The sequence below is a fragment of the Rhizobium ruizarguesonis genome (assembly GCF_017357285.1).
Lineage (GTDB): Bacteria > Pseudomonadota > Alphaproteobacteria > Rhizobiales > Rhizobiaceae > Rhizobium > Rhizobium ruizarguesonis.
The window spans coordinates 4,592,810-4,613,521 of sequence record NZ_CP071678.1 but is presented as its reverse complement, the minus strand read 5'-3'; the positions used below and the strand labels follow the sequence as shown (position 1 = coordinate 4,613,521).

Annotated in this window: 23 protein-coding genes; 13 read left to right on the top strand and 10 right to left on the bottom strand. The window is 61.8% G+C overall.

All coding sequences use genetic code 11. The features are described from left to right. Positions 1 to 121: 121 nt before the first annotated feature. Complete coding sequence (locus tag J3P73_RS22580) at positions 122 to 1,255, top strand: D-alanyl-D-alanine carboxypeptidase family protein (protein ID WP_024323331.1); 1,134 nt, start codon at positions 122 to 124, stop codon at positions 1,253 to 1,255. 17 nt (positions 1,256 to 1,272) lie between these two features. After that, the gene (locus J3P73_RS22575; RefSeq protein ID WP_130692849.1) at positions 1,273 to 2,445 is read left to right on the top strand and encodes a CobW family GTP-binding protein; all 1,173 of its coding nucleotides are present in this window, start codon (positions 1,273 to 1,275) and stop codon (positions 2,443 to 2,445) included. 99 nt (positions 2,446 to 2,544) lie between these two features. On the opposite strand, the gene J3P73_RS22570 is transcribed toward J3P73_RS22575, so the two are convergent. The 5 genes from J3P73_RS22570 to J3P73_RS22550 all read right to left on the bottom strand — a co-directional run bounded on the left by J3P73_RS22570 (position 2,545) and on the right by J3P73_RS22550 (position 6,355). Further along, positions 2,545 to 2,769, bottom strand: a complete 225-nt coding sequence (locus J3P73_RS22570) for a sulfurtransferase TusA family protein (RefSeq protein WP_018069270.1) — start codon at positions 2,767 to 2,769, stop codon at positions 2,545 to 2,547. Between the two features lie 5 nt (positions 2,770 to 2,774). Continuing rightward, complete coding sequence (locus J3P73_RS22565; protein WP_130692847.1) at positions 2,775 to 4,004, bottom strand: L,D-transpeptidase family protein; 1,230 nt, start codon at positions 4,002 to 4,004, stop codon at positions 2,775 to 2,777. A gap of 196 nt (positions 4,005 to 4,200) precedes the next feature. After that, positions 4,201 to 5,154 (bottom strand): acetyl-CoA carboxylase carboxyltransferase subunit alpha, encoded by a 954-nt coding sequence (locus J3P73_RS22560; protein WP_003543368.1) that lies wholly within the window; start codon positions 5,152 to 5,154, stop codon positions 4,201 to 4,203. 62 nt (positions 5,155 to 5,216) lie between these two features. Beyond that, positions 5,217 to 6,173 carry a site-specific tyrosine recombinase XerD gene (gene xerD / locus J3P73_RS22555; RefSeq protein ID WP_018069268.1) on the bottom strand — a complete coding sequence of 319 codons (957 nt, stop codon included), beginning with the start codon at positions 6,171 to 6,173 and terminating at the stop codon, positions 5,217 to 5,219. A 5-nt stretch (positions 6,174 to 6,178) separates the two neighbouring features. Continuing rightward, the gene (locus tag J3P73_RS22550; RefSeq protein ID WP_012759201.1) at positions 6,179 to 6,355 is read right to left on the bottom strand and encodes a hypothetical protein; all 177 of its coding nucleotides are present in this window, start codon (positions 6,353 to 6,355) and stop codon (positions 6,179 to 6,181) included. A gap of 148 nt (positions 6,356 to 6,503) precedes the next feature. On the opposite strand from J3P73_RS22550, the gene J3P73_RS22545 reads away from it, so the two are divergent. From J3P73_RS22545 to J3P73_RS22535, 3 genes are read left to right on the top strand one after another with little or no spacing between them, the layout of a single operon-like run. Next, positions 6,504 to 7,094, top strand: a complete 591-nt coding sequence (locus tag J3P73_RS22545) for a shikimate kinase (RefSeq protein ID WP_018069267.1) — start codon at positions 6,504 to 6,506, stop codon at positions 7,092 to 7,094. After that, complete coding sequence (gene aroB / locus J3P73_RS22540; RefSeq protein ID WP_024323335.1) at positions 7,091 to 8,221, top strand: 3-dehydroquinate synthase; 1,131 nt, start codon at positions 7,091 to 7,093, stop codon at positions 8,219 to 8,221. The genes J3P73_RS22545 and aroB overlap by 4 nt, the downstream gene beginning before the upstream one ends. Continuing rightward, positions 8,221 to 9,531: an HlyC/CorC family transporter gene (locus J3P73_RS22535; RefSeq protein ID WP_130662847.1), complete on the top strand. Its 1,311-nt coding sequence runs from the start codon at positions 8,221 to 8,223 to the stop codon at positions 9,529 to 9,531. Before aroB ends, J3P73_RS22535 begins: the two co-directional genes overlap by 1 nt. Positions 9,532 to 9,578: 47 nt before the next feature. Here the strand turns inward: J3P73_RS22535 and J3P73_RS22530 are convergent, their stop codons facing one another. Next, a complete protein-coding gene (locus tag J3P73_RS22530) occupies positions 9,579 to 9,863 on the bottom strand; it encodes a BolA family protein (protein WP_171816872.1) in 285 nt (94 codons plus the stop codon). A 102-nt stretch (positions 9,864 to 9,965) separates the two neighbouring features. Between J3P73_RS22530 and J3P73_RS22525 the strand changes: the two genes are divergently transcribed. From J3P73_RS22525 to J3P73_RS22505, 5 genes are all read left to right on the top strand, one after another. After that, positions 9,966 to 10,583, top strand: a complete 618-nt coding sequence (locus J3P73_RS22525; RefSeq protein ID WP_130662337.1) for a J domain-containing protein — start codon at positions 9,966 to 9,968, stop codon at positions 10,581 to 10,583. 310 nt (positions 10,584 to 10,893) lie between these two features. Further along, the gene (cobS, locus tag J3P73_RS22520) at positions 10,894 to 11,886 is read left to right on the top strand and encodes a cobaltochelatase subunit CobS (RefSeq protein ID WP_011653731.1); all 993 of its coding nucleotides are present in this window, start codon (positions 10,894 to 10,896) and stop codon (positions 11,884 to 11,886) included. 12 nt (positions 11,887 to 11,898) lie between these two features. Further along, complete coding sequence (gene cobT, locus J3P73_RS22515) at positions 11,899 to 13,800, top strand: cobaltochelatase subunit CobT (protein ID WP_018482763.1); 1,902 nt, start codon at positions 11,899 to 11,901, stop codon at positions 13,798 to 13,800. A gap of 13 nt (positions 13,801 to 13,813) precedes the next feature. After that, entirely contained in the window at positions 13,814 to 14,851 is a 1,038-nt protein-coding gene (locus J3P73_RS22510; RefSeq protein WP_130692845.1) for an esterase-like activity of phytase family protein, read from the top strand. A 142-nt stretch (positions 14,852 to 14,993) separates the two neighbouring features. Beyond that, complete coding sequence (locus J3P73_RS22505; protein ID WP_130692843.1) at positions 14,994 to 15,560, top strand: ATP-binding protein; 567 nt, start codon at positions 14,994 to 14,996, stop codon at positions 15,558 to 15,560. Positions 15,561 to 15,566: 6 nt separating this feature from the next. Here the strand turns inward: J3P73_RS22505 and J3P73_RS22500 are convergent, their stop codons facing one another. Together J3P73_RS22500 and rpmB are read right to left on the bottom strand one after the other, a co-directional pair. Next, positions 15,567 to 16,202 (bottom strand): VUT family protein, encoded by a 636-nt coding sequence (locus J3P73_RS22500; RefSeq protein ID WP_017962311.1) that lies wholly within the window; start codon positions 16,200 to 16,202, stop codon positions 15,567 to 15,569. A 112-nt stretch (positions 16,203 to 16,314) separates the two neighbouring features. Further along, positions 16,315 to 16,611, bottom strand: a complete 297-nt coding sequence (gene rpmB / locus J3P73_RS22495; protein ID WP_003543341.1) for a 50S ribosomal protein L28 — start codon at positions 16,609 to 16,611, stop codon at positions 16,315 to 16,317. Positions 16,612 to 16,854: 243 nt separating this feature from the next. On the opposite strand from rpmB, the gene J3P73_RS22490 reads away from it, so the two are divergent. Continuing rightward, on the top strand, positions 16,855 to 17,637 hold the full coding sequence (locus J3P73_RS22490) for a DUF3108 domain-containing protein (protein ID WP_075225914.1): 783 nt from the start codon (positions 16,855 to 16,857) through the stop codon (positions 17,635 to 17,637). Positions 17,638 to 17,667: 30 nt separating this feature from the next. Further along, positions 17,668 to 18,558: an aromatic amino acid exporter YddG gene (gene yddG, locus J3P73_RS22485; RefSeq protein ID WP_075225915.1), complete on the top strand. Its 891-nt coding sequence runs from the start codon at positions 17,668 to 17,670 to the stop codon at positions 18,556 to 18,558. A 59-nt stretch (positions 18,559 to 18,617) separates the two neighbouring features. Here the strand turns inward: yddG and J3P73_RS22480 are convergent, their stop codons facing one another. Next, positions 18,618 to 19,046 carry a cupin domain-containing protein gene (locus J3P73_RS22480; protein ID WP_075225916.1) on the bottom strand — a complete coding sequence of 143 codons (429 nt, stop codon included), beginning with the start codon at positions 19,044 to 19,046 and terminating at the stop codon, positions 18,618 to 18,620. Next, entirely contained in the window at positions 19,046 to 19,816 is a 771-nt protein-coding gene (gene gloB / locus J3P73_RS22475) for a hydroxyacylglutathione hydrolase (RefSeq protein WP_130692837.1), read from the bottom strand. The genes J3P73_RS22480 and gloB overlap by 1 nt, the downstream gene beginning before the upstream one ends. 53 nt (positions 19,817 to 19,869) lie before the next feature. Here gloB and J3P73_RS22470 point away from each other — a divergent pair, with 53 nt between their 5' ends. Further along, positions 19,870 to 20,661 carry a class I SAM-dependent methyltransferase gene (locus tag J3P73_RS22470; protein WP_018448111.1) on the top strand — a complete coding sequence of 264 codons (792 nt, stop codon included), beginning with the start codon at positions 19,870 to 19,872 and terminating at the stop codon, positions 20,659 to 20,661. Positions 20,662 to 20,712: the final 51 nt, after the last annotated feature.

The window sequence follows — 20,712 nt, the reverse complement described above, 5'->3', positions numbered from 1 at the left end:
ATCGCATCACAAGGGTGTGAGGCTGTGGAAATTACTTAGTCAATGACCTTTGCCATGTCATAGCCATATAGGCTAAATAGGGGAAGATTTCGAGATTTTCCTGATATCTGAAGGACGAACCGTGTCGACGCGCCACTTCCGTTTGTTTGCTGCCTTGCGGCCGCTTTCTTTCGTATCAGCGGCGACTGCCGTTTTTCTGGGCTCCGTTTCGCTTGCCCAGGCCAATCCGCATATTCTCGTCGACGTGCAGACAGGCCGCGTGCTCGAGCATGAGGAAGCCTTCCGCAAATGGTATCCGGCCTCGCTGACCAAGCTGATGACCGTCTATACCGTGTTCGATGCGATCCGCGCCGGGCAGATCAGCCTCGATACGCCCATCGTCATGAGCAAGCGCGCCGCCGCGCAGCCAGCTGCCAAGATGTATTTCAAGCCGGGCCAGAAGCTGACGCTCGACAGCGCGCTGAAGATCCTGATGGTGAAATCGGCCAACGACATCGCGGTTGCGGTTGCCGAAGCCATCGGCGGCACGCAGGAGGGCTTCGTGACGCGGATGAACGGCGAGGCGCTGAAGCTCGGCATGACGGATTCGCATTTCGTCAATCCGAATGGCCTTCCCGGCAAGGGGCAGTATACGACGGCACGTGACCTTGCGGTGCTGACGGTGGCGCTGCGCCGCGATTTTCCGCAATATGCCGGTTATTTCGCGCTGGAGGGCTTCACCACCGGCCAGCAGAACGTGCCGAGCCTCAACATGCTGATCGGCCGCTTCGCCGGCGCCGACGGCATGAAGACCGGCTTCATCTGCGCCTCGGGCTTCAACCAGATCGGTTCGGCCACGCGCAACGGCCGCACGCTGGTCTCCGTCGTGCTCGGCACCGACAGCCTCGCGGCGCGCGCCGATGCGACGGCGAACCTTTTGCAGAAAGGCTTCACCACCCAGCCTGCCAGCAACGACACGTTGGGTTCGCTGAGACCCTACGGTTCGGGACAGGACCAGGTGACCGACATCAGCGCCGATATCTGCAGCGCCAAGGGCGCCAAGGTGCGCAGCGAAACGCGCGACGAAGTCGGCCGCATGCGAGTGCAGTCACCCTATATCCAGCCAATGGACCACGATCCGCAATTCGTTTTTGCCGGCCTCATTCCGGGCCAGGATCCGCAGCCGGCCGCGCAGCCGGAAAAAATGGCGCGCGGCGATACGGCGGGAGCGATCGCCAACGTGCCGGTGCCGATGCCGCGCCCGACATCCTTTTAAGCTTTAAGGTAGATGACATGAGCGCGCTCAACGACAGGATTCCGGTCACCATCCTGACCGGCTTTCTCGGCGCCGGCAAATCGACGCTGCTCAACCGCATCCTCAAAGACCCCGTGATGAAGGATGCGGCCGTCATCATCAACGAATTCGGCGATGTCGGCATCGACCACCTCCTGGTCGAAAGTTCCGGCGATTCGATCATCGAACTATCCGACGGATGCCTGTGCTGCACCGTGCGCGGCGAACTGGTGGATACGCTGGCGAACCTGATGGACGCGGTGCAGACGGGCCGCGTCAAGCCGGTCAAGCGCGTTGTCATCGAGACGACGGGCCTTGCCGATCCTTCGCCAGTCATGCAGGCGATCATGGGCAATCCCGTCATCGCCACGAATTTCGAGCTGGACGGCGTCGTCACCGTCGTGGACGCGGTGAATGGGCTGCAGACCCTCGACAATCACGAGGAAGCGCGCAAGCAGGCGGCGGTCGCCGACCGGCTGATCGTCTCGAAAAAATCGATGGCCGAGGCGACGGACGGGCTGGAAAAGCGGCTGCGGGCGCTCAATCCGCGCGCGACGATGATGGATGCCGACAGCGCCGAGGCGGGCAGTGCCGCGGTGCTGGTCAACGGGCTCTACGATCCGGCGACGAAGATTGCCGATGTCGGCCGTTGGCTGCAGGACGAGGATGCGCACGAGGCGCATCACGATCACGACCACGGTCGTGATGGACATCACAATCATGGCCATGATCATGATGGTCACCACCACCATCATCACGCTCATGCGGATCAGGATCCGCATGACGTCAATCGTCACGATGCCTCGATCCGTTCTTTCTCGATCATTGAGGAGAAGCCGATCGATCCGATGGCGCTTGAGATGTTCATCGATCTCCTGCGCTCTGCCCATGGCGAGAAGCTGTTGCGGATGAAGGCGATCGTGTCCGTCTCCGACCGGCCGGATCGGCCGCTGGTGCTGCATGGGGTGCAGAGCATCTTCCATCCGCCGGTGCGGCTTCCCGCCTGGCCGGGGGAAGACCGGCGCACACGGATGGTGCTGATCACCCGGGATCTGCCGGAAACCTTCGTGAAGGATCTCTTCGACGCTTTCCTCGGCAAGCCGCGCATCGACATGCCGGATCGTGCGGCGCTCTCCGACAACCCGCTCGCTATCCCCGGCCTCAGAATTTAAAGCATGTCGCGCAAAAGTGTGCAGCGGTTTTGCGCCAAAGACATGCGGAAAACAAAGACCTAAAGTGCGGCAAGCGAATCTGAAAGATCGCGACGCTCTTTAGCGCTTGCGGATCAGGAAGCGGTGGCCGCTTTCGGTCTTTTCCGTCTCGATCAGCTCGTGGCCGTCCTCATTGCAGAAATGCGGCATATCGATCACGGCCAGCGGATCGGTGGTGTCGACGCGAATGAGCGTGCCGCTCGCCATGGCGGCGAGCTTCTTGCGTGTCTTGATCACCGGGAATGGGCATTTCAGGCCGCGAAGATCGTAGAGAACCGGATTCAAGCCGTTCAGTTCCTCGCCCAGAATTTCCAGAACGGCTTCTTTGCCGTGGCTTCCGCCGTTTCCTGCGGTTCGGGCGCTGTAAAGGCCAGCGGGTTCTGCATCGGCACCGGCACGACCGCAGGTGTCGCGGCAGCGACGGCCACTGCCTGCGGCTGGGCAGGTGCTGCAGGCGGCGTGGCGCCCGGCGCGCTCTTGGCAGCGAGGCCCTGCGCGGTGCGCTTGGCCATCAGGTCTTCAAGTTCGGCGACCTTGACCATGCGGCCGGCTTCCAGCGAGGTACCGGTCGGAGCGTAGGCGAGTTCGCGGCCCTTGCGCGTCTTGGCGACCACGGCCTTGCGCTCGGCTTCCGTGGGATCGTACCAGGCCATGCCGTCAAATTTGCCCATCGCCTTGGCATAATCGGCATCGTAGGTCTTGTCGTAGGAGGCAAGGGCCGCCGTCAGCGCCGGCGGCGTCGACATCGCAGGGCACTTGCCGGCGGCATTGAAGGCGCTGCCGTCGGTTGCCTGCTGATTGAAGACGTATTTCTTCTCGCAGACATTCACCTCAGGCGGGCGCTTCGTCACTTCGAAATTGTCGTAGCCGACCTTCAGCATCTTCCAGAAGTCGTAACTGCTGTCGAGGCGATGCTTGACCATGTTTTCCGCCGTCATGCGGAAGGGGAAGGCCTGCAGCTGCACAGTCGACTGGCCGCCCTTGAAGGCGTCGCGGGCGAAGGCGTAGATCTCCAGCACCTGCTGGTCGGTCATCGAATAGCAGCCGGAGGACGAGCAGGCGCCGTGGATCATCAGATCGGAGCCGCTGCGGCCGTTCGCCGCGTCGTAGCGGTTCGGAAAGCCGGTGTTGATCGCCAGATAATATTTCGAATTGGGATTCAGGTTGGCGCGCGTCAGGTCGTAGAAACCTTCCGGCGCCTGCCGGTCGCCGGTCTTTACCTTCGGACCGAGACGGCCGGACCAGGCGCAGATCTTGTAATCGGCGATCTTGTCGAAACGGTTGTCGGTCTTCGCCTTCCATATCTCCATGGCACCTTCTTCCTTGAAGATGCGGATCATGATCGGCGAATTGCGGTCCATGCCCTTGGCGGCCATGGCAGTGAGGATATGGCTGGGAAGCGGCTGTTCGACCTTGTTCTTAACCTTGGAAAGATCGACCTGCGCGGTTTCCAACGCGTCATTGCAGCCGGACAGAGCCAGCGCCATGAGGGAAATATAGGCAAAATGACGTATGCGCATCCAAACTAGCCCATAAATATAATACGACCCGGTCCGCCTATGGAGTCCGGGCATCAGAAGGAATCATAGGCGGCTTATACTTTATAAAATCTTACCAGCCAATGACGTGCCTGGAACATCCCCGCAAGCGCGATTGCTACAGATAACATCAATGTGGCCAAGATTTGGCCCCAATCGCCTAAGAGCCGAATGTCTGCTAGAGATTGCGGCCCATGGCGAGGAATTTCTGGCGGCGGTCGTTGCGCAGCTGTTCGCCGGAGCGGGGTGCCATTTCGGCCAGCGCACCGGCGATTACGTCGCCGGTTGCGGCTATCACGCTGTCGGGATCGCGATGCGCGCCGCCGAGGGGCTCGGAAATGATGCCGTCGATGACGCCGAGCGATTTCAGGTCTTCGGCGGTGATCTTCATGTTGGTCGCCGCTTCACGGGCGCGGGTGGAATCGCGCCAGAGGATGGAGGCTGCCCCTTCCGGCGAGATGACGCTGTAGATCGAATGCTCGAGCATATAGACCTTGTTGCCGGTGGCGATGGCGATCGCCCCGCCCGAGCCGCCTTCGCCGATGACGACGGAGACGAGGGGAACCTTCACGCCCAGGCACATTTCCGTGGAGCGGGCGATCGCCTCGGCCTGGCCGCGCTCTTCGGCGCCGACGCCGGGATAGGCGCCTGCCGTATCCACCAGCGAAATCACCGGCAGGCCGAAACGATCGGCCATCTCAAGGATGCGGATCGCCTTGCGGTAGCCTTCCGGGCGGGGGCTGCCGAAATTGTGCTTCAGGCGGCTCTTGGTGTCATTGCCCTTTTCCTGGCCGATGACGGCGACAGGCTGGCCGCGGAAACGGGCAAGGCCCGCCTGGATCGCGGCATCCTCGGAAAATTTGCGGTCGCCGGCAAGCGGCGTGAATTCCTGGAACAGCGTCTTGGCGTAATCGACGAAATGCGGGCGCTGCGGATGGCGGGCGACCTGCGTCTTCTGCCAGGGATTGAGCTTGGAATAGATTTCAACGATGGCCTCACGGACGCGAACCTCCAGCCTGCCGATCTCATCGGTGGTGTCGATGCTCTCGTCTTCCGTTGCGAGCTTCTTCAGCTCGATGATCTTGCCTTCGAGGTCGGAGATCGGCTTTTCGAAGTCGAGATAATTGTGCATGAGGTGCGTTTCCGTTCCTTGTGCCCGGGGCGTTTTCCTGGCTCCGCCCCTTGTCGCCGGTCCTATTCGTGCTTTTTCGCCTGTTTGGCAAGGGGGTGATGCGTCTGGACAAGCTGCTGCAGCCTCTCTTCGAGGACATGTGTGTAAATCTGCGTGGTCGAAATGTCCGAATGGCCGAGGAGTTCCTGTACGACGCGCAGATCGGCGCCGTTGGCAAGCAGGTGGCTGGCAAAGGCGTGGCGCATGACATGCGGCGAGATCAGCGACGGCGTCAGACCGGCGCGGATCGCCAGGTTCTTGAGGTCGCGGGCGAAAACCTGGCGCGGCAGATATCCCTCCTTCGAAGCGGAGGGAAATAGCCAGGGGCTTTCCTGCGGCGGCTCCTTCGTCGCGGCATTTTCGGCCGCCAGCCGGCGCCCATAGGATTTCAGGGCTGATATCGCCGATTGCGACAGCGGCACCAGCCGTTCCTTGTTGCCCTTGCCGCGGATCATCAGGAAACGGCCCTCCTGATCGAGCACACGGGCAGGAAGCGAGACGAGCTCGCTGACACGCATACCGGTGGCATAGAGCAGCTCCAGCAGCGCCAGCATGCGCAGGCGCTGCAGCTGGCCCGGAGCCGGATCGTCTGCCTCGGCCTCGGCCTGCGAAAGCAACCTGCCGACCTCCTCGACGCCCATCGTCTTCGGCAGCGGACGGCCTTTCTTCGGCGCGTCGAGAATGCCTGTGGGGTCGTCGGTCCTCAGGCCCTCGGCGTAGAGAAACTTGTAGAACTGCCGCATGGCCGCAAGCCGGCGCGCCTGGGAGGAGGGTTTGAAGCCCTTTCGGGCGAGTGAGGAGAGATAGGCGGCGAGATCGGCGGAGGCGGCTTCGGTGAGCCTTATGCTGCGCTCCTTCAGGAAGGATCTGATATCGTCGAGATCGTGTTCATAGGATTGCAGCGTGTTGGCGGCAGCACCCCGTTCGGCGCTCATCATCTCCAGGAAAGATTCCACATGGACGCGGCCGAGATCCACCATGCCGCTCACTTCCTGGTCGTGTCGATCGCGCCCGTGGCGGGCGGATTGACCCGCTCGGACGGAATGCGGATCGTCACGTCGCGCTGCTGCGGCTCCACGAAGGTCACAAGCGCCAGCATCGCTCCGTAGACCGTCCCGGCGAGGATCGCGCAGACGAACAGGAAACGGAACAGGGTCGGCATCCAGCAACTCCTTCATGCTCTGCTTCTGTTATAAGAAGCCTATCTGCAAGTGCAAGAAGCGGTATTCAAGCCATGATTCCCTTGTCCGCGACTTGACGCTCCATCTGCATTTGTCGATACCGTTTGCAAACAAAGTGTGAATGGACCGATGAGTGAACAACTGCTGACCGTTGCTGACAGCTTGAAAGACAGAGCTCGCGCCGCGCTCGGTTCACGCAACCTGATCCTTGTCGGCCTGATGGGCGCCGGAAAATCCTCCGTCGGGCGCATCGTCGCCAGCCAGCTCGCCATTCCCTTCATCGACAGCGATCTTGAGATCGAGCGGGTTTCGCGCATGACGATCGCCGAGCTTTTCGCCGCCTATGGCGAGCAGGAGTTCCGGGCGCTGGAAGCGCGGGTGATCAAGCGGCTGCTGAAGAGCGGGCCGCGCGTCGTCTCCACCGGGGGCGGCGCCTTCATCAACGACCGGACGCGCAAGCATATCAAGAAGGGCGGCCTTTCCGTCTGGTTGAAGGCCGATCTCGACGTGCTCTGGGACCGGGTCGCCAAGCGCGACACGCGGCCGCTGCTCAAGACCGAAAATCCGAAGCAGACGCTCGAGGGCCTGATGAATGCGCGTTATCCGATCTATGCGCAGGCTGATCTGACCGTGCTTTCGCGCGACGTCCGCAAGGAAATCATGGCCGACGAAGTCTTAAAGGCCTTGATCGAAGCTCAGAAGGAAAGTGCAGCGTCATGAATGCGATAACCTCCGCCCCCGCCATCCGAACGGTGCATGTGCCGCTCGGCGAGCGCGCCTACGACATCCTGATCGGGCCGGGGCTGATTGCGCGGGCCGGCGCCGAGATCGCCTCTCGCCTCAAGGGCCGCAAGGCGGCTGTTGTCACCGACGAAAATGTCGCTCCGCTCTATCTCAAAACCCTCGTCGCAAGTCTGGATGAAGCGGGCATCGCCTCGGCTGAGGTCGTCCTGCCGGCCGGCGAGAAGACCAAGAGCTTCGAACATCTGATCACTGTCTGCGACAAGGTGCTTGAGGCGCGCGTCGAGCGTAACGATTACGTCATCGCGCTCGGCGGCGGCGTCATCGGCGACCTTTCGGGATTTGCGGCCGGCATCGTCCGCCGAGGCGTGCGCTTCGTCCAGGTGCCGACCTCGCTTTTGTCGCAGGTCGATTCCTCGGTCGGCGGCAAGACCGGCATCAATTCTCGCCACGGCAAGAATCTGATCGGCGTCTTCCATCAGCCGGACCTGGTTCTGGCCGATACGGATGTGCTGAATTCGCTGAGCGAGCGTGAATTCCGCGCAGGTTACGCCGAGGTCGCGAAATACGGGCTGATCGACAAGCCGGATTTCTTTGCCTGGCTGGGAGCGAACTGGAAGGCGGTTTTTACCGGCGGCTCCGCGCGCATCGAGGCGATTGCCGCGAGCTGCCAGGCGAAGGCCGATGTCGTTGTTGCCGACGAGCGCGAGAACGGCCCGCGGGCGTTGCTCAATCTCGGCCATACTTTCGGCCATGCGCTGGAAGCGGCGACCGCCTATGACAGCTCCCGCCTCGTGCATGGCGAGGGCGTTTCGATCGGCATGGTGCTGGCGCACGAATTCTCCGCACGAATGAACCTTGCAAGCCCGGACGACGCGCGGCGTGTCGAGCGGCATCTGAAGGAGGTCGGCCTGCCGACCCGCATGTCCGACATTCCGGGCGACCTGCCGCCGGCTGAAATGCTGATGGACGCGATCGCCCAGGACAAGAAGGTCAAGAGCGGCAAGCTCACCTTTATCCTGACGCGCGGCATCGGCCAGTCCTTCGTCGCCGATGATGTGCCGGCGTCCGAAGTGATCAGCTTTCTCAGGGAAAAACACCCTTGATAGCGATCGAAGGCGCTCTGGCATTTCTGGAAACATATTGGCCGGAAATCCTTTCGATCACGGCACTCGTGCTCATGTCAGCCTTCTTCTCCGGCTCGGAAACCGCGCTTACCGCCGTTTCGCGCAGCCGCATCCATACACTGGAGGCGAACGGCGACGAGCGCGCCGGCCTCGTCCGGCAACTGATCGAACGGCGCGATCGGTTGATCGGCGCGCTGCTGATCGGCAACAATCTCGCTAACATTCTCTCCTCCTCGATCGCCACCAGCCTTTTCCTCGGGCTGTTCGGCAATTCCGGCGTGGCGCTGGCGACGCTTGCGATGACCGTCATCCTGGTCATCTTCGCCGAAGTGCTGCCGAAGAGCTGGGCGATTTCGACGCCAGACCGCTTCGCGCTCGCCATCGCCGTTCCGGCCAAGCTCTTCGTCACCGTCGTCGGCCCGGTTTCCTCCTTCGTCAACGCGATCGTCCGGCAGATTCTGTCGCTGTTTGGCATCAACCTCTCTCGCGAGACGTCGATGCTGACGGCGCATGAGGAGCTGCGCGGCGCCGTCGACCTGCTGCATCGCGAGGGATCGGTGGTGAAGGCCGACCGCGACCGCCTCGGCGGCGTGCTCGATCTTAGCGAACTCGAACTGTCCGACATCATGGTTCACCGCACCGCGATGCGGGCGATCAACGCCGACGATCCGCCGGAAGCGGTGGTGCGCGCCATCCTCGAAAGTCCCTATACGCGCATGCCGCTCTGGCGCGGCACGATCGACAACATCATCGGCGTCGTCCACGCCAAGGATCTGCTGCGGGCGCTTGCCGAGCCGAACATGGAGCCGCAGAACCTCGATATCGTGAAGATCGCGCAGAAGCCGTGGTTCGTGCCCGACAGCACCAATCTCGAGGACCAGCTCAACGCCTTCCTGCGGCGCAAACAGCATTTCGCCGTCGTCGTCGACGAATATGGCGAGGTGCAGGGCATCGTCACGCTGGAGGATATTCTCGAGGAAATCGTCGGCGACATTTCCGACGAACACGATATCGAGATACAGGGCGTGCGTCAGGAGGCCGACGGTTCCGTCGTCGTCGACGGCGGCGTTCCGATCCGCGACCTGAACCGCGCGCTCGACTGGAACCTGCCCGATGAGGAGGCGACGACGATCGCCGGCCTCGTCATCCACGAATCGATGACCATCCCGGAAGAGCGTCAGGCCTTCACCTTCTACGGCAAGCGTTTCGTCGTCATGAAGCGGGAGAAGAACCGCATCACCAAGCTGCGCATCCGCCCGGCCGGAGAAGACGGCGCAAAGCCAGCCTGATTCTGTTTGGATCGTAGACGGCCAATGCCTATATGGGTTGCGTGCCGCTACCAGCGGGTCGGTTCATCAGGTGCAGCCGGTTCGACGGCCAGCGCATGCAGGCCGGCATCGAGCTCCGGTTTCAACAGGTCGGTGATCGCCCGGTGACGCGCCAGCCGCGACATGCCGGCGAATTTCCCGGAAACGATCCTCACCCGCATATGGGTTTCGCCGGTGCCGGTGATATCGGGCTGGTGGCCGGCATGCAGATGGCTTTCGTCGATGACGCTCAGGCGTTCGGGCGCGAAGGCTTCAACAAGTTTTTCTTCGATGCGGGTTCGCAGGGTCATCATCCGGTCTTGCTGGTTCGCGAAAAGGGTTCCTACCAAGCCTGCAACATTCCCATTTGTCAATTCTTGTTGTCGCTTCGCGACAGCCCCATAATTAGCGCCGTCATGAGACTTGATTCCAAATATTTCGATCGCATCCGAACACGCCGCAAACGCGAGCCGGAGACAGAGCAGGCGCCGCCTACCTGTCAATGGGACGGGTGCGACAAGAAGGGGGCGCATCGCGCTCCCGTCGGCCGCAATGCGGAAGGCCAGTTCTTCTTGTTCTGCTTCGAGCACGTCAAGGAATACAACAAGGGCTACAATTATTTCTCCGGTCTTTCGGACGGCGAGATCGCGCGTTACCAGAAAGAGGCGATCACCGGCCATCGGCCGACATGGACGGTCGGCGTCAACAAGGCGGCGAAGGACAGTCCGCTGCATTCGGAGATCCGCTCCGGCGCCTATACGCGTGTTCGCGATCCCTTCGGCTTCGTCAAGGAAGGCGGCAAGGGCAGCGGACCGCGTTTTCCGCAGGCGCGCAAGCTGAAATCGCTTGAGACCAAGGCCTTCGAAACGATGGGCCTCGACGCCAATGCGACATCGGCGGAGATCAAGAGCCGCTACAAGGAACTGGTGAAGAGACACCATCCGGATGCCAATGGCGGCGACCGCGGCTCGGAGGAGCGTTTCCGCGCCGTCATCCAGGCCTATCAATTGTTGAAGCAGAACGGTTTTTGTTAATTCCCGTCCTTGCTCTTAAGCTTCAATCGGGTATGGTCCAAATCGGCTGAGGCCGCAGGCAAACGCGGCTCATATTTGTGCGTTTTCCCGACATCGCCTCCGCCGACCTTCCGGACGCGGCGTTTCTTGTCCGGGACTCTTTCAAGAATGCTCGCACGCGGTCATTATCCCGCCGAGGTTTCGTTTCAGTCCCGGAGAAGCATCGCCGACGTTCCGACCTGGACGGGCGCGGAATAAAAAACGCGGCGTCTAGGTTGCGACATGGCCTGAGACAGTATGGCCGGGTGGCATCACCCGCCTTGGAGACACGATGAGCAAGATCGACCTGGATATATCAGAACTGCCCGATACCACCGTTTCGGTCCGCGAGGCCTTCGGTATCGATTCCGACATCCGCGTTCCCGCCTACAGCAAGGGCGACGCCTATGTGCCGGACCTCGATACCGACTACCTTTTCGACCGCGACACGACGCTCGCCATTCTCGCAGGCTTCGCCCATAACCGCCGCGTGATGATCTCCGGCTATCACGGCACGGGCAAGTCCTCGCATATCGAGCAGGTGGCGGCGCGGCTCAACTGGCCCTGCGTGCGCATCAACCTCGACAGCCATGTCAGCCGTATCGATCTGGTCGGCAAGGATGCGATCGTCGTCAAGGACGGGCTGCAGGTCACCGAATTCAAGGACGGCATTCTGCCCTGGGCCTATCAGCACAATGTCGCGCTCGTCTTCGACGAATATGACGCCGGCCGTCCGGATGTGATGTTCGTCATCCAGCGCGTGCTCGAATCCTCCGGCCGCCTGACGCTGCTCGATCAGAGCCGCGTCATCCGGCCGCACCCGGCCTTCCGGCTGTTTGCGACCGCCAATACGATCGGCCTCGGCGACACGACCGGCCTCTATCACGGCACGCAGCAGATCAACCAGGCGCAGATGGACCGTTGGTCGATCGTCACCACGCTGAACTACCTGCCGCATGATCACGAAGTGAATATCGTCGCCGCGAAGGTGAAGAGCTTCGGCAAGGATAAGGGCGGCCGTGAGACCGTTTCGAAGATGGTTCGTGTCGCCGACCTGACGCGCGCCGCCTTCATGAACGGCGATCTTTCGACCGTCATGAGCCCACGCACGGTCATCACCTGGGCCGAAAACGCCGAGATCTTCGGCGATCTGGCCTTCGCCTTCCGCGTCACCTTCCTCAACAAGTGCGATGAGCTGGAGCGTCCGCTGGTCGCCGAGCACTATCAGCGCGCCTTCGGCGTCGAGCTGAAGGAAAGTGCCGCCAACATCGTTCTCGGGGCTTGAGACCGACCGATCATGGCAGCTCGCGGTGACAATTCGAAAGCAAAGCCCGGCGCGCCTGTCGACGTCGAGCCACTGCGCCGGGCGATAACCGGTTGCGTGCGCTCGATCGCCGGCGACGGTGATGTCGAGGTGACCTTCGCCAATGAACGGCCGGGGATGACCGGCGAGCGCATCCGGCTGCCGGAACTTTCCAAGCGGCCGACGGCGCATGAGCTGGCGGTCACCCGCGGTCTCGGCGATTCGATGGCGCTGCGCCTTGCCTGCCATGACGAGAAGGTGCATGCGACGATGGCGCCGCAGGGCTCGGACGCCCGGGCGATCTTCGATGTGGTCGAGCAGGCGCGTGTCGAATCGATCGGTGCGCTGCGCATGGAGGGCATGGCGTCGAACCTGCGCTCCATGACGGAGGAGAAATATTCCAAGGCGAATTTCACCGGCATCGAGCGTCAGGAAGACGCACCGGTCGGCGAAGCTGTTGCGATGATGGTGCGCGAGAAGCTGACCGGCCAGCGTCCGCCGGCCTCCGCCGGCAAGGTGCTCGACCTCTGGCGCGACTTTATCGAGGACAAGGCAGGGTCCGAACTTGACAACCTGTCGAACGCGATCAACGACCAGCAGGCCTTCGCCAAGGTCATCCGCAACATGCTGTCGGCCATGGAAATGGCCGAGGAATACGGCGACGACGACAGCGATGCCGACAATGACGACCAGTCGGAGCAGGAAGACCAGTCGAGCGGCGACGAGCAGGACCAGGACGAGGTCGACGAGGATGCCGGCACGGATGCCGCCCCTGTCGAGGACAGCGAGGTCGCCGACGAGCAGATGGAGGACGGCGAGACCGAAGGCGCCGAAATCTCCGACGACGACATGATGGAAGAAGGCGAGGACGATTCGGAAACGCCGGGCGAGACCCGCCGTCCGAACACGCCCTTTGCCGATTTCAACGAAAAGGTCGATTATCACGTCTTTACCGAAGAGTTCGATGAGATCATCACCGCCGAGGAACTTTGCGACGCCGCCGAGCTGGAGCGCCTGCGCGCCTTTCTCGACAAGCAGCTGGCACATCTGCAAGGTGCGGTCGGCCGTCTCGCCAACCGGCTGCAGCGCCGCCTGATGGCGCAGCAGAACCGCTCCTGGGATTTCGACCTGGAAGAGGGCTATCTCGATCCGGCCCGGCTGCAGCGCATCATTATCGATCCGATGCAGGCGCTCTCCTTCAAGATGGAGCGCGACACCCAGTTCCGCGATACCGTCGTCACGCTGCTCATCGACAATTCCGGCTCGATGCGCGGCCGGCCGATCACGGTTGCCGCCACCTGTGCCGACATTCTCGCGCGCACGCTGGAGCGCTGCGGCGTCAAGGTCGAGATCCTGGGCTTTACGACCAAGGCCTGGAAGGGCGGGCAGGCGCGTGAAAGCTGGCTTGCCGGCGGCAAGCCGCAGACGCCCGGCCGCCTCAACGACCTGCGTCATATCATCTACAAGTCGGCCGACGCGCCGTGGCGGCGCGCGCGCGCCAATCTCGGGCTGATGATGCGCGAGGGCCTGCTCAAGGAAAATATCGACGGCGAGGCGCTGATCTGGGCGCATAATCGCCTGCTCGCACGCCGCGAGCAGCGCCGCATCCTGATGATGATCTCGGACGGGGCGCCGGTCGACGATTCGACGCTGTCGGTCAATCCGGGCAATTATCTGGAGCGGCACCTGCGTGCCGTCATCGAACAGATCGAGACACGCTCGCCTGTTGAGTTGCTGGCGATCGGCATCGGTCACGACGTGACGCGCTACTATCGCCGCGCCGTGACGATCGTCGATGCGGACGAGCTTGCGGGTGCGATGACCGAGCAGCTTGCCTCGCTGTTCGAAGACCAATCCGTCCAGCCGCGCGGCGGCCGGATACGCCGTGCCGGCTGACGCCGCTGGAAGAATGACGGTCAAGCGCCTCTGCCGTGCGGCGTCGATCGCTTTCTGTATCGCAGCCGGCGCTTCCTCGTCATGGGCCGGCGACGACGTACCGGTCATTAGCCGGCAAATCTCCAATTTCAGGATCGGCTCTTCGGAGATGCAATTCGGATCGCTGGAATTTCTCGGCGGGCTGGAAATGGTGTCCAGCCGAGCGCTGTTCGGCTCGCTCTCCTCCATCCGTTTCCGGCAGGACCAAAAACATTTCGTCGTCGTGCTCGATACCGGCCAGTGGCTGACCGGCAGCATCGAGCGCGACATCAAGGGCAGGCTTTCCGGCCTTTCGGATGTCGAGATCACGCCGATGAAGAACAGCGCCGGGCGCAGCTTCGAGGGCAAGGGACATATGGATGCCGAGGGCCTGGCGCTCGACGGCGACCGGATTCTGGTCTCCTTCGAGCAGGATCATCGCGTCGATGTCTATCCCGATCCTGGCTTTGCCGGCTCGGGAGCGATCGCCACCCTGCCGATTCTTATCCCGCGGAGGATGCTGGACGACAACCGCGGCATCGAGACCATCGCCGTGGCGCCGGCATCCAGCCCGCTGCGGGGCGGCGTGGTCGTCGTCTCCGAACGCGGTCTCGACAGTGACGGCAACCGGCTGGCGGCCATTCTCAGTGGGCCGCTGAAAGGGCGTTTCTCGGTCGAGCGGGACGGCAGTTTCGACATCACCGACGGCGCCTTCCTGCCGAGCGGCGACCTGCTGCTGCTGGAACGCCGCTTCAACATGGCCGAAGGCATCGGCATGCGCCTTCGGCGCATCAAGGGCACTGATATCAGGCCTGGCGCCATTGTTGACGGCGAACTACTGCTGGAAGGCAATTTCAACTCGCAGATCGACAATATGGAAGGGCTCGATGCTTTCCAGGCCGCCGACGGCACCACCCATATCATTCTGGTGTCGGACGACAATCATTCGATCCTGCAGCGCAATCTGATGCTGGAATTCCGGCTTTCGGAAGAGGCCGCGTGGTCAGCGCCGAATTCCCGGAAGCAGAATTGATCCTAGCCATCGGCCCGAAAATCGGAATCGATTTTCGGAAAGCACGATGCGTAGATTCAAAATGTTAGAGCGTCAGACTGATGTCATATGCCTCGGCTATCCCGCTCGCGGTATGGACGAAGCAGTCTTCGGAGGGAAGTTCATGGTGCATATTCATGTCATGGGCGCGTCCGGTTCCGGAACGACATCACGGGGCCGTGCGCTTGCCGAAAAGCTCGATATCGCCCATCTCGACACCGACGATTTCTTCTGGCTGCCGACTGATCCGCCGTTCACGACGCCGAGGGATGCCGGCGAGCGCATCAGGCTGCTCCTCGATGAGGTCGCGCGGCATGAAGGCTGGGTTCTCTCCGGATCGGCGCTGAAATGGGGAAGGCCGATTGAGCCGTTCTACGATCTGATCGTGTTCCTCAGGATCGATCCGAGGCTTAGAATGACGCGCATCCTTGCGCGGGAGATTGCCCGATACGGAAACAGAATCAAGCCTGGCGGCGACATGGCCGTCAAGAGTGGGGAATTCCTGGAATGGGCGGCGAGCTATGACACGGCCGGTCCCGAACGCCGCAGCCTTGCGGCACATGAGCAATGGCTGGAAACACGGACAGCGCCGGTGCTGTGGCTCGACTCATCGCTAGGTATCGACGATCTGGCTGCAGAGGTGCTGCTGCATCCGGTCATCGCCGCCGGTGCGGTCCGGCGGCGTCCGTAGCTTAAATTAGCTGGCGCGAGCGGCCTGCATCGGCCGCAGCACGTTCATCAGCGCGCCATAGGGCAGCAGCATGACGAGGCCGACGATCATCTTCACGGCGAAATCGCCGATCGCCCAGGAAATCCAGCGCGGAGCCTCCGTGGCGAAGACGCCGAGGACGGGGGCTGCTTCGAGCGCAAAGGGATCGTTGGGGCCGAGGAAGACGAAAAACGCGGCGAAGGACAACGAGAAGAACATCACCGTATCGAGCGCCGAGCCGATCAGCGAACCGACCAGCGGCGCGCGCCACCAGGCTTGGCGGCGAAGGCGGTTGAACACGGCGATATCGAGCAGCTGGCCGGCGAGATAGGCCGAGCCGGAGGCGATGGCGATGCGCGGCACCGAGGTGAAGAAGGAGAGCGTCACGCCGACGACGAAGCCAGCAAACACGACCTTGCGGGCTGCCTGCGGGCCGAACTGACGGTTGGTCAGATCGGTGATCAGAAAAGCGATCGGATAGGAGAAGGCGCCCCAGGTCAGGATGTCGGCGAGGTTGATGCCGGCGACTTCGGCGTTCAGCGGAAACTGGACGAGGAAGTTGGAGGCGACGACGACGAGCGTCATCAGCGCGACATAGGCAATGGTATAGCGGGTCTTCAGCATTTTTTTATCCTGGGTGATGCCACCAGTTGGAGGAGCAAACCGACAAAGCAAAAGGCTTGTCCGGTATTATCCGTTCAAGCCTTTTGAAGCCGTATGAAAGAAGGGCAGAAGCTTACGCAGCAGCGGCTTCAGCGGTCTTCTTGGCGATCTGACGGCGCAGCAGACGCGCGCGCATCGACAGTTCGTTTTCGCTGGCCTTCAGCAGGAAGGCATCGAGGCCGCCACGATGTTCGACAGTGCGAAGAGCGGCAGCCGAAACGCGAAGACGGTAACGCTGGTTGAGAGCGTCGGAAATCAGCGTAACCTGGCACAGGTTCGGCAGGAACCGGCGCTTGGTCTTGTTGTTGGCATGGCTGACATTGTTACCAGTCAGGACGGCCTTGCCGGTCAATTCGCACACGCGGGACATGGAACACCTATTCTTGTTTTTCTCGGGCCATCGAATTGCCACTCCCGGCAAAGCCAGGCGCGCAATCCAACGGGCATGATTGGAAAGTTGCGGTTCTATAGTCAGACAGGCTGCTCGCGTCAAGCCAAACCTTGGCCTTTCCCGCAATTCTGTCAAAAAGCTGCTGTTTTCTTCCCTTCGCGGCAGGAGTATACAGCGCTCAGCAAGGGCCTGCCAGCGCGCAGCAAGACAAGGCTTTTTTCCATGGCTCATTCGGGCAGACGGATTTTCATTTCGGCCATCGCCGCGCTTCTTGCCATACCGGCATCGGCGGCCGAAATCCAGCATCGGACGGAATACCGGGTGGCGCTCGCCGGCCTGCCGATCGCGCGCGCCGCGTTCCTGACGCAGATCGAAGACGATCACAGTTACAAGATCGCGGGCGACATCAACTCCGCCGGTCTTGCCGATCTCGTCACGACGATTTCGGCGAAGACCAGCGTTTCAGGCGTCGTGCGCAATGACAGATTGCAGGCGCAGAAATATTCGCTCTACTACAAGAGCGGCAAGAAGAAGGCCCGCATCTACGAGGTCAGCTACCGCAACGGCAACATCATCTCGGCGACGACCACACCGATGCCGAAGCGTCCGAAGAACTGGATCGACGTCACGCCGCGCGACATGCGCTCGGTGCTCGATCCGATCTCCGGCCTGGTCTTTACCGGCGATACCAAGGTCTGCTCGCAGACGCTGCCGATCTTCGACGGCGAGACGCGCATGGATCTTGTGCTCTCGCCGAAGGGCGACGAGGATTTTTCCACCAATGGGTTCAAGGGCAAGGCAACCGTCTGCAGCGTGCGCTTCGTGCCGCGCTCGGGCTACAAAAAGGGCCGCAAGGATATCGACTATCTCAGCAAGAGCGACCGCATGGAAATCTGGTTTGCCAAGTCGGACGCGGCAAATGTATACGCTCCTGTCTATGTGCGCATTCCAACCGAATATGGAATGGTGACGATCACTGCCGTCAAATACGGCAGCAACAGCTGACGGGGCTTCTGTCTCCGTGAAAGGGGACAGGTGAAGCTTCGCGCGACGTTGATTGGTTTTACGGCCATTCTGATGTGGTCGTTCCTGGCGTTGTTCACGGCCGCCTCCGGCAAGATGCCGCCGTTCCAGCTTTCGGCCGTCTGCTTTGCGATCGGTAGCATTCCCGGCCTCGTGGTGCTTACCCTCAATCCCGCGCGACTGGCGCTGCTGAAGCAGCCGGCCAAGGTCTGGATAACAGGTATTTCAGGGCTGTTCGGTTATCACTTCCTCTATTTTACCGCGCTCCGGAACGCGCCGGCGGTGGAGGCGGGGCTGGTCGCCTATCTCTGGCCGCTGTTGATCGTCGTCGGTTCGGCGCTGCTGCCGGGCGAACGGCTGCGCTGGTATCATGTGGCGGGTGCGCTTGCCGGACTTTGCGGCACCTTCCTGATCGTCGGCCGCAACGGCATCGATTTCGACGGCGCCTATGCCATCGGTTACGGTGCTGCTGTTCTCTGCGCCTTCACATGGTCCGGCTATTCGCTACTGACGCGGCGTTTCGACGCCGTCTCCACAGATGTCGTCACTGGCTTCTGCCTTGCGACCTCCATCCTGTCGTTCTTCTGCCATCTCGGCCTGGAGACGACCGTCTGGCCTGCAACGAGTTTCGAGTGGGTCGCCGTCGCCGGACTCGGGCTCTTCCCGGTTGGGGCTGCCTTCTACGCCTGGGATTACGGCGTCAAGAACGGCGATATCCAGATCCTCGGCGCGGCAAGTTACGCAGCACCACTGCTATCGACACTGATTCTGGTGCTGTTCGGATTTGCCGAGCCGAGCTGGCGCATTGCTCTCGCCTGTGTGCTCGTCACCGGCGGGGCGGTGCTCGCCGCTCAGGACATGTTCCGCCGCAAAATTCCGGTGCAGTCCGCGACAGCAGAGTAGGTCTTAGAACAGGATGTCAGAGCATGATGTCGTCCGAAAACCGCTCACACTTTTCGGCATCATGCTCTAGCGCCGGGCTTCCAATCGAGCGGCGCCATCTCGAAGCTCGAAAATTCGAAGCCGGGCGAGACGGTGCAGCCGACCAGGGTGAAATCGCCAAGGGTTTCGGCCGATTGCCACCAATTGGCGGGAATGATCGCCTGCGGCCGCTCGCCGGCGAACAGGTTCGTTCCGAGCGTCAAGGTCTCGCTTGCAGTTCCGTCTTCCGACCGATGCAGCGAGAGCGGCGCGCCGGCGTAATAATGCCAGACCTCCGCCGCGTCATGGACGCGATGCCAGTGCGAACGCTGTCCCCTGGTCAGCAGATAATAGATCGCTGTCGAGTGGCCGCGTTCCCCGCCCGCCGCATCGCGGAATGTCTGCACGTACCAGCCACCTTCGGGATGCGGCTGCATGCCGAGTTCGCGGATGATGTCCTCGGGCGACATCAGAAATTGTCCTTGCGCTTGCGGATCTCGGCAAAGACTTCCTCGTTGGTCTTGCCTTCCATCAGCAGATTGCGGCGGATCGCCGGATCGGCGGCGCGCAGGAACGGGTTGGTTTCCTTTTCCAGCCCCAATGTCGTCGGGATGGTGAATTTGCCGTCGGCGCGCAAGGCTTCGATCTCGGCGGCACGGCTCTTCAGTCGCTCATTGTCCGGATCGACGGTCAGTGCGAAGCGGGCATTGGACAATGTGTATTCATGGCCGAAATAGACGGCGGTCTCATCGGGCAACACGGCGAGTTTCTGCAGGGAATGCCACATATCGGCGGCGGGGCGTTCGAACAGCCGGCCGCAGCCGAGCGCAAACATCGTGTCGGCGGCAAACAGCAGCTTGTCATCGGCAAAGTGATAGCAGATGTGGCCGGCGGTGTGGCCGGGTGTCTCGATGACGTTGACGGTGTGATCGCCGAAAAGGAAGCTGTCGCCATCGGCCATCGTCCGATCGAGGCCGGGAATGGCGACGGCCTCGTTGATCGGGCCGATGACCTCGCAGCCGAATTGCTCCTTGAGCGCCAGGTTGGCGGTGACATGATCGGTGTGATGATGCGTGGTGAAGATATGGGTGATTTTCCAGCCGCGACGTGTCGCCGCTTCCAGGATCGGCGCCTCCTCCGGCGCATCGATCGCCGCGGTAAAGCCTGTCTCCTGATCGTGCACGAGAACGCCGAAATTGTCGGTGCGGCAGAGAAAAACGTCTAATTCCAAAGGTTTCATCGTTCAATAATCCCTTATCCCAGGAGTCTTGCGGAAATGTAGAGGTTCCGGCCTTGAAGTCCAACCGCCCGCTGATAACATTTGTCGCAATGCACGCCGATATCGTCGACTTACGCCAGTTCTATCATTCCGAGCTCGGACGTCTTGCCGAGCAGTCGATCGCCATGGCGCTGTCCTCGCTCTGGGTGCGGCTGCCGCAGGAGCGTCTGGTCGGTCTCGGATATGCCGTGCCTTTCCTTGATCGCTTCCAGGCCGATACCGAGCGCACCTTCGCCTTCATGCCGGCCGGGCAGGGCGCGGTGAATTGGCCGATGGGCTCGCTTTCGACGACGGCGCTGATTTTCGACGAGGAACTGCCGCTGCCGGATTCCTCGATCGACCGGGTGCTGATGGTGCATTCGCTGGAATTTGCCGAAAGCCCGCGCGAGACTCTGAAGGAACTCTGGCGGGTGCTGGCGCCGGGCGGACGGCTGGTCATCGTCGTGCCGAACCGGCGCGGCGTCTGGGCACGCATGGAGCATACGCCCTTCGGTTCGGGCCGGCCCTATTCCCGCGGTCAGCTGACAAATCTGCTGCGCGAGACGAATTTCACGCCGGGCGCGACGGCTGAAGCGCTGTTCTTCCCGCCCTCGAAGCTCAGGACCATCCTGCGGCTTCGCCGCGCCTTCGAGCGGATCGGCCGAACGCTATGGCCGGCCTTCTCGGGCGTCATCATCGTCGAAGCGCAGAAGCGGCTCTATCAGGGGCTGCCGGTTGCGGCGCGGGCCTCCCGCCGCGTCTTCGTGCCGGTTCTCGCACCGCATGGCGTGCCGACCACACGCACGACAGCGCCGCGCGTCTTTTAAGACGCGCAAAGGACGCTGTAACACTTTGAGTGCGGCATAATCTTATCCCTA